Source organism: Metabacillus malikii (genome assembly GCF_030813355.1).
Classification (GTDB): Bacteria; Bacillota; Bacilli; order Bacillales; family Bacillaceae; genus Metabacillus; species Metabacillus malikii.
In genome coordinates this window covers 13,575-27,425 of the sequence record NZ_JAUSUD010000022.1, presented here as the reverse complement: position 1 = coordinate 27,425, position 13,851 = coordinate 13,575, and the positions used below count along the sequence as shown (strand labels likewise).

Here is a 13,851-nt window from a genome sequence, read left to right as displayed (position 1 = left end):
TAAGTCATCATCGATTCGCCATTCGGCTCATCGTGATTCCTAAATCTTTAGTCGATGCCCCTTCAGTTTGTACGTCGATGGGCAAGCCGCCTACGCTTTTCTTTCTCCTCAGCGTAAACGCCTGCTCACGTCTCACCTCTCCCACGCATGCCGCAGGAGTCTCGCACTTTAAGCTCCAACAAACCCTAAAAAAGGTTTATTGCAAAAAGCCACAATCTTTTAGAAAAGAGCCTAATAAAATTATTGATTACTTACAAAGTATTGCATATAATATTAGTAAATGTTCACGTGTGCAGGGGGAATATTGTTCACGTGTGCAATCAAAAAGGGGTTGAATGCGTTGTATACATTTATGGGAGAGAATTTCTTACTAACGAACGATGTAGCTGAAACACTTTATCATGAATATGCAAAGAATATGCCTATTTTAGATTACCATTGTCATCTCAGTCCACAAGAAATATATGAAAATAAAAAATTCAAAAATATAACTGAGGCATGGTTATACGGTGACCATTATAAATGGAGAGCAATGAGAGCAAATGGAATCGAAGAGAAATATATTACAGGCTCTGCCAGTGATTATGATAAATTCATGGCATGGGCTAAAACTGTCCCAATGACAGTCGGTAATCCTTTGTATAATTGGACACACTTAGAGTTACGACGATATTTTGGGGTTGAGGAAATTCTAAATGAAGAAACAGCACCGAGCATATGGGAGACTGTTAACGAATTATTAAGTCGTGAAGAATTTACAGTTAGAGAATTAATAAATAAGTCAAATGTTGAAGTCATCTGTACGACTGATGATCCAGTTGATGAGTTAGAGTATCATCAAAAACTAAGGGAAGATAATGGGTTTAAAGTTAAGGTTTTGCCAAGCTTTCGTCCTGATAAAGGGTTAGAGATAAATCGGGATAGTTTTGTAACCTGGGTTGAAAGGCTGTCGATTGTAACAGGTAATTCTATTAATAGTTACGATGAGTTTGTATCTTCTCTAGAATCACGAATAGACTTTTTCCATGAGCTGGGAGGTCGAGTTTCAGACCACGCAATCGATGTAATGATGTACGCTCATGCTACAAATAATGAGGTTGATGAAATTTTCAAAAAGGCCCTTAATGGTGAAAAAGTTTCATTAGAGGAGGAAAAGCAGTTTAAAACGCTCACTCTCATTCATTTAGGTAAAAAATATGCAAGTCTTGGTTGGGCAATGCAATTCCATATAAACGCCCATCGAAACAATAATAGTAGAATGCTTGCAGAATTAGGACCTGATACTGGTTACGACTCTATGAATGATGATTTAATTGCTAAACCGTTAGTTCAATTATTAGATGCTTTAGACCGTGAGCAAGGCTTGCCTAAAACGATTCTATACTCGTTAAATCCACGTGATAATCATGTACTTGCTAGTATCATTGGAAGTTTTCAAGGTGATGGTATTAGGGGGAAAATCCAGTTTGGTACTGCATGGTGGTTTAATGACCAGAAGGAAGGCATGTTAGAACAAATGAAAGCACTTGCAAGTATCGGCTTATTTAGTCAATTTATTGGCATGCTAACAGATTCGAGAAGCTTTCTCTCCTATACAAGACATGAATATTTCAGAAGACTAGTTTGTAATTTAATCGGTGAATGGGTCATAAACGGAGAAGTACCCTATGACATCGAACTATTATCTGGAATTGTTAAAGGCATCTCCTATGAGAATGCAAATGAATATTTTCAGTTTTAACGATTAGTTATACTACCTTTTAATAAAGGCCATATTTCTAATAGCTGTTTGTACTTCTAGATATATCCTTCTAGTTTTGAGTGTGGTCAACAATTGCATAGGGAGATTATCAAACCATATTTCTACTAAGATTAAAGTATATTAGGGATATCAGCCATAATTAAAAGTAATCAAAGCATATTGAAAGTAGGTAACAGAGTCAATGGCAGTAACAATTAAAGATATTGCAAAGATAGCAAATGTTTCACATACAACTGTTTCTAGGGCATTAAATAATAGCCCTCTAATAAAAGAGAAAACAAAACAAAAAATTCTTGCAATTGCGACTGAACTTAATTATTCACCTGATGTCCATGCAAGAAGTCTTGTGCTACAAAAATCCTATACAATCGGGTTATTTTTCACAAGTTTATCGAACGGTACTTCATCAAGTTTTTTAGCGGAGACAATTCGCGGTGTAAATAGTGTCATCGACGAAAAATATCATTTATTCGTAAGAGGCATAGATGATTTTAAAGACTTTTCAGCGATTTCAGAGAAAAGATTTGATGGGATTATTTTGATGAGTCAAAGTGATGTTGACGATGCGTTCATTCGACATGTAACAGAACATAAAATCCCATTAGTAGTATTAAATCGTTATGTCGATAATGAAAGCATTGTCAATATTCTTTCAAATGATAGAGAAGGGGCATATGAAGCAGTTAAATATTTAATTAGTGAAGGACACCGAGATATAGCAATTATTGAAGGAACGGCACAATTTAAATCGTCTATCGAAAGGAAAGAAGGGTATGTTCAGGCGATGCTTGAACTTAATGTTCCTATAGATCACAAGTTTATTGTAAAAGCAAACTATGATATGGAAAGTGGGTATGAAGCAATGAGATCTTTACTATCATTGCCGACAATCCCTTCAGCAGTATTTTGTTCAAATGATGATATGGCAATTGGAGCAATGAAGGCAATTTATGAAGCTAACTTGAATGTACCAAATGATATTTCCATCATCGGATTTGATGATATTGGCTTCTCACAATACACAATCCCTGCCTTATCAACAGTGAAGCGACCTATTGAGCAAATTAGTAAAGTTGGTGCAGAGAAACTGATGGAAAATGTTGAAAAACAGATAGGGAAACGGTGTCGGACATTCTTAAAGACTGAACTTGTAAAAAGACAATCTGTAACAACAATTAACTAAAAATGTAGGAACTTTCAAGACCGCTATAGCAGCGGTTTCAATTAAAAGTAAAATGTTAACGTGTGCAAACATATAGGAGGGATACTATTGAAACAATTAAGTAATGAGGTAATCGGGGAGAATCGTTATCAACAGCTACCCGAAAAAGCTATACAATTTGGTACTGGTAACTTTCTCAGAGGCTTTATAGATTGGCAAGTCCATGAGATGAATAAGCAAAATTTGTTTAATGGAAGAATTGTCGTCATACAATCTACTAAAAGCGGGGCAGTTCAAATTTTAAACAAACAAGATGGATTGTATACTTTATATACACAAGGTATTAAGAATGAAAAACCTGTAAGTGAATATGAAATTATCGAAAGTGTTAGCAGAGGAATCGATGTAACATCAGCATACGAAGAGTATCTAGAATTAGCTGAAAATCCACATCTTCGATTTATCTTCTCGAATACGACAGAAGCGGGAATTGCTTTTATGCCAGAGGATCGTTCATTAAATCAGCCTCAAAAGAGTTATCCGGGAAAATTGACTGCATTTTTATATAAAAGGTTCCTCACTTTTAAAGGTGATAAGACAAAAGGCTTTATTGTATTTCCATGTGAACTTATAGAACATAACGGAGTAGAACTTAAAAATATCATTAAGAAGTATGCTGAATATTGGGGGTTAGGTTCAGAGTTTATAAAATGGGTGGAAGATGCGAACATATTTTGTGATACACTAGTTGACCGTATTGTTCCAGGCTTTCCAAAAGATACGATTCAAGAAAAAACGGCTGAACTTAATTATAAGGACGAGTTAATCGTCGTTGCCGAGCAATTTCATCTATTTGTCATTGAAGGTCCAGAAACAATAAAAGAGGAATTTCCAGCAGAATTAGCAGGATTAAATGTCCATATTGTCGATGATTTACTGCCTTATCGATTAAAGAAAGTTAGAATTTTAAATGGGGCACATACGTTAATGACTCCTGTTTCATATTTAGCAGGTATAAATACTGTTCATGAAGCGGTTACTTCAGATATAACATCGGACTATATCCAACATGTTATTTACGAGGAAATTATTCCAGCTTTAAATTTTCCAAAGGAGGATTTAGTCGATTTTGCAGACGATGTAATCAACCGCTTTAAGAATCCGTTTATCCAGCATTATTTATCAAGTATTGCTCTAAATTCAATCTCAAAATTTAAAGCAAGAGTACTTCCAACAATTGTCGATTATTACGAAAAACATCATTCATTACCAAAGGCTATTATTCTCTCATTAAGTTCGCTGCTACTCTACTATCGTGGAAAAAGAGCCAATGAAGCTATCACTCTTACAGACGATGAATACGTATTAAATACCTTTAGTAAAACTTGGACTGGATATGATTCAGGAAACAAGTCACTTGAAAATATCATTCAAGCTTTACTAGGTGATGAAAAACTTTGGGGTACAGATTTAACAAAACTAACAGGATTAAAAGAGGAAGTGTTGATGAATGTAACAATCATGATTGAAAAAGGGGTAAAAGAAGCATTATCAATATTTTTAAAGGGTGAAGCAAATGAAGGCGTCTATTAGAATACATGATAAGGATAATGTAGTTGTTGCTGTTAGAACAATCGAAAAAGATGAAGTGATCGAAGTTGACCAATTAACGATTCATGTCAAAGAAGGAATCGAAAAGGGACATAAAATTGCGATAAAGCAAATAAGCAGCGGGGAAAATATTATCAAATATGGCTTCCCGATTGGTCACGCTACAGAGAATATTGAAGCAGGTCATCATGTTCATACTCATAATACAAAGACAAATTTATCAGGAGTAGAGGAGTATGAATATAAGCCAAATATGCAACCTTTACCATTTACACAGATAGATAGAACGTTTAAAGGGTATCGAAGAAGCAATGGAAATGTTGGGATTCGCAATGAGCTTTGGATTGTTCCGACTGTCGGCTGTGTCAATGGTATTGCCGACCAAATTATTCGAGAGTTTAAACATAGAGTTGGCGATATTGCACCTTTTGAACAAATTCAAGTATTGAAACATAATTATGGATGCTCACAACTTGGTGATGACCACCTCAATACAAGAACAATCCTAACAAATGCAGTTAAACATCCGAATGCTGGGGGAGTGCTAGTATTAGGGCTTGGCTGTGAAAATAATGATATCGAAGAATTTAAAGATGCACTTGGAGAGTTCGACATGTCTAGGATTAAATTTCTGCGGTCACAATCAGTATCTGATGAGGTAGAAGAAGGTGTAAAGTTATTAATTGAAATCTTTGAAAATGCGAAAGAAGATAAAAGAGAGGAAGTTCCACTAGCAGAATTGAAAATAGGATTAAAGTGTGGTGGTTCTGATGGCTTCTCAGGAATAACAGCAAATCCTTTACTAGGTTTACTTTCTGATTTCCTAATCACACAAGGAGCTACAACCGTACTAACGGAAGTTCCAGAGATGTTTGGTGCTGAAAAAATTCTCATGGAACGTGCAGAAAATGAAATAGTGTTTGAAAAGATTGTCCAACTAATAAATGACTTTAAACGATACTTTCAATCACATAATCAACCAGTCTACGAAAACCCTTCACCTGGAAATAAAGCAGGTGGTATTACAACGCTTGAAGACAAATCATTAGGCTGTACACAAAAGGCTGGAGCCGCACCTGTTGTAGATGTTTTAAAATATGGCGAAATGCTAAAAAAGAAAGGTCTAAATTTATTAAGTGCACCAGGAAATGATCTTGTTGCTTCGTCTGCATTGGCTGCATCTGGTTGTCAACTTGTATTATTTACAACTGGAAGAGGAACGCCATTTGGAACGTTTGTACCTACAATGAAAATATCAACAAATACACAGCTTTTTGAAACGAAAAAACATTGGATTGATTTTAATGCAGGAACATTAATTGAAGCACAAACTCATGAAGAGTTATTACAGGACTTTATTGATTATGTAATAAGCGTGGCAAGCGGAGAATTAGTTAATAATGAAAAAAATGATTTTAGAGAGATTGCCATTTTTAAATCTGGTGTTACTTTGTAAATTTAAAAAAATAATATAAATACAACCACACAGTTTAATATAATTTAATTATGTTAACTAAAATCGGATTGGTTGGTGCAGCATAAAAAATTTCAAACTACATGATTAGCCATCAGATTCGTCCGTTGTGCTCATCGAGATTCCTTTATTTCACTTGATGCACGAGCTGACTTTAGAAAGGGCAAGATAAATGCTACTTATATTAAGAGAGTAACGTAATATAAGTAGCATTCTTATCACTTTTGCTTATTTCCACCAATTATCATGCATCGTTGCAGGAAGTTCACGCTTATGTTGTGACATAAGGTAGCGGTTTTCGATTTTCTCCGCTATTTCCTGAGGTACATTTTTACCTTCTAAGTAATCGTCTAATTGGTCATAACTGATACCGAGCTCTGTTTCATCTGCTTGTAAAGGTGTATTGTCAAGTAAATCCGCTGTTGGCGTTTTTAAATATAATCTTTCTGGTGCATTTAATTCAATGAGCAGGCTCTTTCCTTGGCGCTTTGTCAAACCTGCTAGAGGCAGTAAATCGGCTCCACCATCACCATATTTAGTGTAAAATCCTGTCACTGCTTCGGCTGCATGATCCGTTCCAATGACTAATAATCCGTTTTGACCGCCAATGGCATATTGTGTAATCATGCGAACTCTTGCTTTAACATTGCCCTTATTGAAGTCCGATAATTGTTCCCCTGTTGTTTCTAAATAGCTTTTTGCAAATATATCAACTGTGTTTGCTATATCGAAAGCAATACTTTCGTCTGGTTTAATAAACGATAACGCTAGTTGTGCATCATCTTCATCTTTTTGGATATTGTAGGGTAATCTAACTGCAATAAATTTTGCTTCATAGCCTTCATTTCTTAAATCCTCTACTGCTAATTGCGCTAGGCGTCCAGCTAAGCTTGAATCCTGACCACCGCTAATACCTAATACTAATCCTTTTGCTTTCGTCCGTTTTACATAATCTTTTAAAAAAGCAATTCTTTTTTTGATTTCTTCTTGAGGATGTATTGTACTGTTAACTTGTAAATCAGTCATTATTTGTTTTTGTAATCGCATGAATATTTTTCCTCCTATTTATATAAGGAATGTTTTTTAATGTATTGGTAGCATTCCTCAGGTAGTAAGTACCTTGGTTCGCCGTCTAGTGAAAATTCTTCTCTAATATAGCTTGAGCTTATTTCCATCGCAAGTCCTTTATCAATCAAATGAAATGTTTCACCGTCATCATTGTTTCGTAAAATAGGTGAGCTGCTTATAGTTTTAAGCATATCTATACCATCTCGAGCCATAACTATAAATTTGTTTTCTTGAACGAGTAAGTCAGAATTTCCCCATTTTCCTTTTCCGATATCTACAAGTAAATCTGCACCCATGATAAAATAAATTGTGTCTTGTTGATATTTTGATTTGAAATATTTTAATGTTTCATATGTTGAGATATTCCACGCATTTTGCTTCATTTCATAATCATCAGCACTAAAAGCCGGATTATTTTTTATCGCCAAATGAAGCATATTCCAACGATGTTCGTCCTCAGTTTTCATTTGCTTATCTTTCCGTTTATTAGAACAAGGCAAGAATATTACTTGGTCTAGTTTGCAGCGGTGATGAATTGTGCTTGCAGTCCAAAGGTGGACATTAGTAATTGGGTCAAAAGAAGAACCGTATATTCCGATTTTACCCATAGAATGCCATTCCTTCCGCAGTGGATTTACTAAAGAGTTAAATTAGTTGATTTCTCTCTGTTTTGCGATCATGTCAGAAACTTTTTGCCTAACTTCATCAATATTTCTCATTTTGTTATCCCAGCATTGTTGGCTTAAATCTACCGGATATTCTTCAGGGTGTAAAGAACGCTTATATTCATCCCATAATAGTTGTAAGTTTTCCATTGTATATGCTTGCATTTTTTTCAAACTAGGACTGCTATATATAAGATTGCCATTATCAAATATTTTCTCATGTAGTTCCTTAGCTTCGAAGTTTGTCACAAACTTGCTAATAAATGTATGCACAGGATGGAACATTTTTAATCTTTCTTCTTCTTGAGGCTTCTCATGTTCAAGGGTGATATAATCACCTTCAGATTTATTGTTAAGGCGATTAATAATCCGATATACTTTCTTTAGACCCGGAGTAGATACTTTTTCTGGGTTTCCGCTAATTTTTATCGTGTCAACCATTTTCCCATCTTCATCTTCAATAGATACTAGCTTATATACAGCTCCCAATGCAGGTTGGTCAAAAGCTGTAATTAATTTTGTACCGATTCCCCATATATCAATTTTTGCACCTTGTGATTTTAGGTTCATAATCGTTTCCTCGTCTAAATCATTAGAAGCAACGATTTTCGTGTCATGAAAACCTGCTTGATCAAGCATTTTTCTCGCTTCCTTACTTAAGTAAGCTAAATCGCCACTATCAAGCCGAATTGCTTTAAAATTAATTTGGTCGCCTAATTCCTTAGCTACTCTAATAGCATTAGGAACACCTGAACGTAAAGTATCATAAGTATCAACTAAAAATGTACAATCTTTATGACGTTGTGCGTATTTATGAAAGGCTACGTACTCATCTTTGTATGCTTGGATAAAGGCATGTGCATGAGTTCCTGATACAGGTATCCCAAATAATTTACCAGCACGAACATTAGATGTTGCATGGAAACCTCCAATATAAGCAGCTCTCGTTCCCCATATTGCAGCGTCTAACTCTTGAGCACGGCGAGTCCCAAATTCCATTAGTGTATCCTCACCTGCGACTTGTTTAATACGTGCAGCTTTAGTTGCAATAAGTGTTTGGTAATTAACGATATTTAATATTGCGGTTTCAACGAGTTGTGCCTCTGCTAGAGGTGCCTCTATTCGCATAATTGGCTCATTACCAAACACCATTTCACCTTCTACGACAGAGTATACTGTCCCAGTAAACCGTAATTCACTTAAATATTGTAAAAAATCTTCCTTATACCCTAATTCATCTCTTAAATAGGCGATATCTGAATCACTAAACTGAAAATGATTAAGGTACTGGATAATTCTTTCAAGCCCAGCAAAAACAGCGTAACCATTACCAAATGGTAACTTGCGGAAATAGACCTCGAAAACGGCTTTACGGTCGTGAATATGATCGTCCCAATAAGATTCTGTCATATTAATTTGGTATAAATCAGTGTGTAAAGCTAAACTATCATCTGTATAGTTATTGTGCATTTGAAAATCCTCCAATTATTAAGTCATAAAAGTTTTTGCGTGAGTGTAACTAAATAACTGATGCATTTAAACAATTTTTAACATGGTCAAGAGCCCATTCATGGCCTACATTGTTAAAACTTGCACAAGCATCTTTATGAATAACGATCGTAAAGCCTTTGTTATAAGCATCAATAGCAGTGTGTAGGACACAAATATCTGTACAAACACCTACTAAATGTAGTTCTGTAATATTTCGTTCTCTAAGTTTAATTTCTAAATTAGTCCCTGCAAAAGCACTATATCTAGTTTTATCCATCCACTGAACGGTACTAAGGTGTTTATTTTTTTCATACAAGTCGTTTAAAGCACCATATAAATGACGTCCGGGTGTATTTTGTATATTGTGCGGTGGAAATAATTTATTTTCTGGATGAAACGTATCTTTTTCATCATGCATATCAATTGCAAAGACAACATACTCACCATTTTGAATAAAGTTATTTGTAATTTCAACTACCTTATTTTCAATCTCTTGACCAGGCTTTCCACATGTTAATGCTCCATTATCAGCAACAAAATCGAACGTATAGTCAATGTTTATTAATGCTTTATTCATTTTGTCTCCTCCTGATATTTAATATTTTAATATCTAGCAGTATAAATCGGTCTAATGAGATTAAACTCATCTTTGAATTTATATAGCTGTGTTGGTGTTTTCGATGTTCGCTGTGTTTTTTTTCCTGGTACTTCCTCTATAAAGGGAAGTGTTTTTATTTTTCTTGCAAATGCTTGATCACTTATAATTCCAGGATCATTTGTAACTGTTTTTAATACTGCTTGTAATTCTGAGTAAGTAAAGCTATCTTGTAAAAAGCTTTTTGCGATCGTTGTTTGTAGTAAATCATGCTTAATTACCGTTATTGCGTCTTGGATGATTTCTTGATGGTCAAAAGCTAAATCTAATGAAAGAACTTCATCAACTGGAAATAACTTCACATCGGTTGCATCATCATTTGCTTTGCGGTTAGAAAGTTTATGCTCTGGCACAATGGCATAATGCGCATTTGAAATTATCCAACCACGAGGGTCTCTACCGGGTTTATCATAAACACCGTAATGCTTAATATGAATACTTTTTACATTTGTTTCCTCTTGTAATTCTCTTTTGGCAGCTTCAAATGCTGATTCATTTTCCTGAACAAAACCACCAGGGAGGGCCCATTTACCGGCTTCAATGTTTGGTTGACCTTCTGCATTTAATTCTGACCTTTTAATAAGCATAACCATCAATGTCATCGTTGGAGGTTTAAATTCACCAACTTTCGTTGAAATAATCGTAAAGACTGCAATATCTGATGTATAGCCATCTGGTGTGCGAAAGAGCTTTGAATTGTAATGTTTTAATGCTTCTTTATTTGACATAGTTTGCACTCCTGTGATGTTTTTAATTAACAAAATGTTAATTGTTAATAGTATTATATGTTAAATCCATTTAATTGTCTACGGAAAATTTATAAAAGTGGAAAAATTATTAAAAATAAATGTTTGTCTTAGATATTGTTTGTAAATTGGAAGGAAAATATTTTGATTGATAAAAGAGAAGGAGTTAGAGGAGAAAGTAAGAATTGAAATTTCCTCATTAAAGAAATGAACGATAAAAAATATCGGGTGACCCGAATTAAAGTGTATGTCCTTCAATAACAAATAGATAGTGTGCTTGAGCAGGGCATACACTAATGAGTCACCCTATAATCTTTAAGGATTAGTTGACCATAAACCTGCAGATTTTACGAAAATACGTGGATGTAGTTTTAATTGTGCAACAATATATTCTGCTAAATCTTCAGGTTGCATGACTTTTTCAGGGTTACCGTCTGTTAAATTCTCTTTATATGCTAATTCTGTAGCTACAGTACTAGGGGTTAGTGCAGTTACACGAATATTGTGCTTCCGTACCTCTAAAGCAAGTGATTCTGTTAGTCCGAGCAGTCCGAATTTTGAAGCGCTATAAGCACTAGTAACTGGTGCGCCTTTTTGTCCTGCAGTTGATGAAATATTAATAATATCTCCGCCGTTTTTCTCAATTAATTGTGGGAGTGCGGCACGTGTAACATAATAAACTCCAAGCAAGTTCACATCAATGATCCGTTTCCATTCTTCAGGCTCTAACTCTAAGAACTTTCCGAACTTTCCTATTCCAGCATTATTAATAAGAATATCGATTGAACCGAGTTCATTTTTCAACTTTTCAACTGCTGCATTTACTTCCTCAATTGAGGATACGTCTGTTGTTGCGATTGCTGTTTTTACTCCAAAAGCTTTAATTTCTTGAGCAACATTAACTAAATCTTGTTCTGTTCTTGCCAATAATGCTACATGTACACCTTCTTTTGCTAAGGCGATAGCTGTTGCACGTCCTATACCTTTTCCTGCGCCTGTTATAAGTGCAGTTTTACCTTGTAGAGATTGGGCCATCATGTTTACTCCTTCCAATATGTAAATAAATATTCGTTTCATTTATACCGATAAATGAAGGGGAAGTCAAAAGAATTGCTTATTTAGTATCTACGATTCTAAAAAAAATATTGTTATTTTATTTACTTTGTGACAGATGTGTAAGCTGCATGTTGTAATGTTTTGCAAACGGCAGAAGGCTATTAAAAATTGGACTTCCCGGAATGTGGATAGTTGTTGTGCGTATTGAAGTAGACAGAACCTTTGTTAGTTGATAGTCGCTGTTACTATGTAATCGTTACCACTTGAGGGGAAATGGAAAATAATCATAAGATAACATGTAAACGCTTCCTAGTGAATCTATTAAAAATACTGAATATTTTTAATAGAAAGCACTTGTCAATTAGATATCATTTACATATAATATACTCATGTTATAAAAATAGACGTTGAATGAGAGGTTTTCTAACATGGCTGAAGCGGTTATTTCAAAGGATAAGAATGATTCGGAAATTTTAGCAGAAATAAGAGAAATAATAAGAGAGAAAAGTGTTGAATTAATTCATTTACAATTCGTCGACATAGAAGGTATTCTAAAAAGCATTACTGTTACAGCTGAACAAATCGAGGATGTAATTGAAGGAAAGCAAATGTTTGACGGCTCGTCTGTAAAAGGTTTTTCACCGATTAATAAATCAGATTTATACTTAATGCCTGATTACAGTACATTTGCTGTTCTACCTTGGACTGTAGAAGATGGTTATTCAGAGGCTAGGTTTCTATGCTCAGCAACAAATCCGGATGGTACGCTATTTGAAGGTGATACACGCAATGTATTAAAAAAGACAGTTGACCGTGCTGCGGCACAAGGTTATACAATTTCTGTTGGCCCAGAATTGGAGTTCTTCCTATTTAAAGCAGATGAAAATGGGAACCCTACAATGGAACTAAGTGATAATGGCGGATATTTTGAGCCGTCACCAAAGGATTTAGGAGAAAAGGTACGATTAGAGATATATCGTGCTTTAAAAGCAATGGGATTCATTATAGAGGCATCGCATCATGAGGTTGCAGAAGGACAACATGAGATTAATTTTAAATATGCAGATGCATTAGGTGCTGCAGATTTAGCAACAACTTATAAATGGGTCGTCAAAACAATTGCGCAAAAATTTGGTTTGCATGCAACATTCATGCCGAAACCAGTCTTTGGAATTAATGGTTCTGGTATGCATGTAAATATGTCATTCTTTAAAGATGGTGAGAATGCATTTTATGATCCTACTGATGAGCTCCAATTGTCAAATAAAGCTTATCAATTTATTGGTGGTTTAATAGAGAACGTTAAGAATTTTACAGCGGTGACGAACCCGTTAGTAAACTCTTATAAGCGGTTAGTACCAGGCTACGAAGCACCTTGCTATATTGCATGGTCAGCATCTAACCGATCAGCGTTAATCAGAATTCCTGCGAAAAAAGGAATGGCAACTAGAGTAGAACTACGTTGTCCAGATCCATCTGCTAATCCTTACTTAACATTTGCGGTAATCGCATCAGCTGGTTTAGATGGAATCGAAAAAGATTTAAAAGCACCAGCTCCGATTAACGAAGATATCTTCCATATGACTGATGAATATCGTACTCAATTAGGTATCGAGAATTTACCGGGGAGTCTTGAGTCTGCGGTTGCAGAGTTAGAGAACGGAGAGATTGGACGCAAAACGTTAGGAGAACATGTGTATAATAAGTATGTCACTGCAAAGAAAGCTGAGTGGAACAATTATCGTACAGCAGTTCATACGTGGGAACTAGTTAATTACCAATCGAAATTTTAATAGAATGCTATGCTATCAATAATGATTTAGACATTATTGTATGGTAAACAAAAAGAGGAAAAGAGGCTGAGACAAAAGGTTGTTACAAATTCTGTAAAGGTTGATTGGAGCTGATTGCGAGACTCCTGCAGGATGCGTGGGAGGGGTGAGACCCCACAGGCGTTAGCGCCGAGGAGGCTCAGCACCCACCCCGCGGAAAGCGAGTACTGCAAGTGGAAATCAACCAGAACGTCAACCTTGTAAAACCAACATGAAGGTTTAAAGAGAAATATCAACTAATAGTTCGTATTTTTCATATCTTTATGAACCTCTAAAAACACTGTTCGTATTTAACTAGGTTTGTTTTTTGTTATGCCCCAGCCTCACGG

Annotated in this window: 12 protein-coding genes; 5 read left to right on the top strand and 7 right to left on the bottom strand. The window is 35.4% G+C overall.

Features of this window, described 5'->3' with window-relative positions; translation table 11 throughout:
- Positions 1-7 precede the first annotated feature (7 nt).
- Positions 8-136, bottom strand: a complete 129-nt coding sequence (locus J2S19_RS17970) for a hypothetical protein (protein ID WP_307344604.1) — start codon at positions 134-136, stop codon at positions 8-10.
- A 216-nt stretch (positions 137-352) separates the two neighbouring features.
- Here J2S19_RS17970 and uxaC point away from each other — a divergent pair, with 216 nt between their 5' ends.
- The 4 genes from uxaC (at position 353) to J2S19_RS17950 (ending at position 5,991) form a co-directional block, all read left to right on the top strand.
- On the top strand, positions 353-1,741 hold the full coding sequence (gene uxaC / locus J2S19_RS17965) for a glucuronate isomerase (protein WP_307344701.1): 1,389 nt from the start codon (positions 353-355) through the stop codon (positions 1,739-1,741).
- Positions 1,742-1,943: 202 nt separating this feature from the next.
- The gene (locus J2S19_RS17960) at positions 1,944-2,945 is read left to right on the top strand and encodes a LacI family DNA-binding transcriptional regulator (RefSeq protein ID WP_307344602.1); all 1,002 of its coding nucleotides are present in this window, start codon (positions 1,944-1,946) and stop codon (positions 2,943-2,945) included.
- Positions 2,946-3,032: 87 nt separating this feature from the next.
- Positions 3,033-4,517 (top strand): tagaturonate reductase, encoded by a 1,485-nt coding sequence (locus tag J2S19_RS17955; protein ID WP_307344600.1) that lies wholly within the window; start codon positions 3,033-3,035, stop codon positions 4,515-4,517.
- A complete protein-coding gene (locus J2S19_RS17950) occupies positions 4,501-5,991 on the top strand; it encodes a UxaA family hydrolase (RefSeq protein ID WP_307344599.1) in 1,491 nt (496 codons plus the stop codon). Before J2S19_RS17955 ends, J2S19_RS17950 begins: the two co-directional genes overlap by 17 nt.
- Before the next feature lie 246 nt (positions 5,992-6,237).
- Here the strand turns inward: J2S19_RS17950 and nadE are convergent, their stop codons facing one another.
- The 6 genes from nadE to J2S19_RS17920 all read right to left on the bottom strand — a co-directional run bounded on the left by nadE (position 6,238) and on the right by J2S19_RS17920 (position 11,669).
- A complete protein-coding gene (nadE, locus tag J2S19_RS17945; RefSeq protein ID WP_307344597.1) occupies positions 6,238-7,056 on the bottom strand; it encodes an NAD(+) synthase in 819 nt (272 codons plus the stop codon).
- A 14-nt stretch (positions 7,057-7,070) separates the two neighbouring features.
- A complete protein-coding gene (gene nadD / locus J2S19_RS17940) occupies positions 7,071-7,685 on the bottom strand; it encodes a nicotinate (nicotinamide) nucleotide adenylyltransferase (RefSeq protein WP_307344595.1) in 615 nt (204 codons plus the stop codon).
- Positions 7,686-7,727: 42 nt separating this feature from the next.
- Positions 7,728-9,212 carry a nicotinate phosphoribosyltransferase gene (locus J2S19_RS17935; RefSeq protein WP_307344593.1) on the bottom strand — a complete coding sequence of 495 codons (1,485 nt, stop codon included), beginning with the start codon at positions 9,210-9,212 and terminating at the stop codon, positions 7,728-7,730.
- 49 nt (positions 9,213-9,261) lie between these two features.
- On the bottom strand, positions 9,262-9,810 hold the full coding sequence (locus tag J2S19_RS17930) for a cysteine hydrolase family protein (RefSeq protein ID WP_307344590.1): 549 nt from the start codon (positions 9,808-9,810) through the stop codon (positions 9,262-9,264).
- Between the two features lie 26 nt (positions 9,811-9,836).
- A complete protein-coding gene (locus J2S19_RS17925; protein ID WP_307344588.1) occupies positions 9,837-10,616 on the bottom strand; it encodes an NUDIX domain-containing protein in 780 nt (259 codons plus the stop codon).
- 333 nt (positions 10,617-10,949) lie between these two features.
- Complete coding sequence (locus J2S19_RS17920) at positions 10,950-11,669, bottom strand: 3-ketoacyl-ACP reductase (protein WP_307344586.1); 720 nt, start codon at positions 11,667-11,669, stop codon at positions 10,950-10,952.
- Between the two features lie 449 nt (positions 11,670-12,118).
- Here J2S19_RS17920 and glnA point away from each other — a divergent pair, with 449 nt between their 5' ends.
- Positions 12,119-13,483 carry a type I glutamate--ammonia ligase gene (gene glnA, locus J2S19_RS17915; RefSeq protein WP_307344584.1) on the top strand — a complete coding sequence of 455 codons (1,365 nt, stop codon included), beginning with the start codon at positions 12,119-12,121 and terminating at the stop codon, positions 13,481-13,483.
- Positions 13,484-13,851 lie beyond the last annotated feature (368 nt).

Coding starts and splice junctions, on each gene's coding strand:
- glnA (WP_307344584.1), top strand. CDS start 12,119: ATGGCTGAAGCGGTTATTTCAAAGGATAAGAATGATTCGGAAATTTTA.
- J2S19_RS17930 (WP_307344590.1), bottom strand. CDS start 9,810: ATGAATAAAGCATTAATAAACATTGACTATACGTTCGATTTTGTTGCT.
- nadD (WP_307344595.1), bottom strand. CDS start 7,685: ATGGGTAAAATCGGAATATACGGTTCTTCTTTTGACCCAATTACTAAT.
- J2S19_RS17925 (WP_307344588.1), bottom strand. CDS start 10,616: ATGTCAAATAAAGAAGCATTAAAACATTACAATTCAAAGCTCTTTCGC.
- J2S19_RS17960 (WP_307344602.1), top strand. CDS start 1,944: ATGGCAGTAACAATTAAAGATATTGCAAAGATAGCAAATGTTTCACAT.
- uxaC (WP_307344701.1), top strand. CDS start 353: ATGGGAGAGAATTTCTTACTAACGAACGATGTAGCTGAAACACTTTAT.
- nadE (WP_307344597.1), bottom strand. CDS start 7,056: ATGCGATTACAAAAACAAATAATGACTGATTTACAAGTTAACAGTACA.
- J2S19_RS17935 (WP_307344593.1), bottom strand. CDS start 9,212: ATGCACAATAACTATACAGATGATAGTTTAGCTTTACACACTGATTTA.
- J2S19_RS17950 (WP_307344599.1), top strand. CDS start 4,501: ATGAAGGCGTCTATTAGAATACATGATAAGGATAATGTAGTTGTTGCT.
- J2S19_RS17920 (WP_307344586.1), bottom strand. CDS start 11,669: ATGGCCCAATCTCTACAAGGTAAAACTGCACTTATAACAGGCGCAGGA.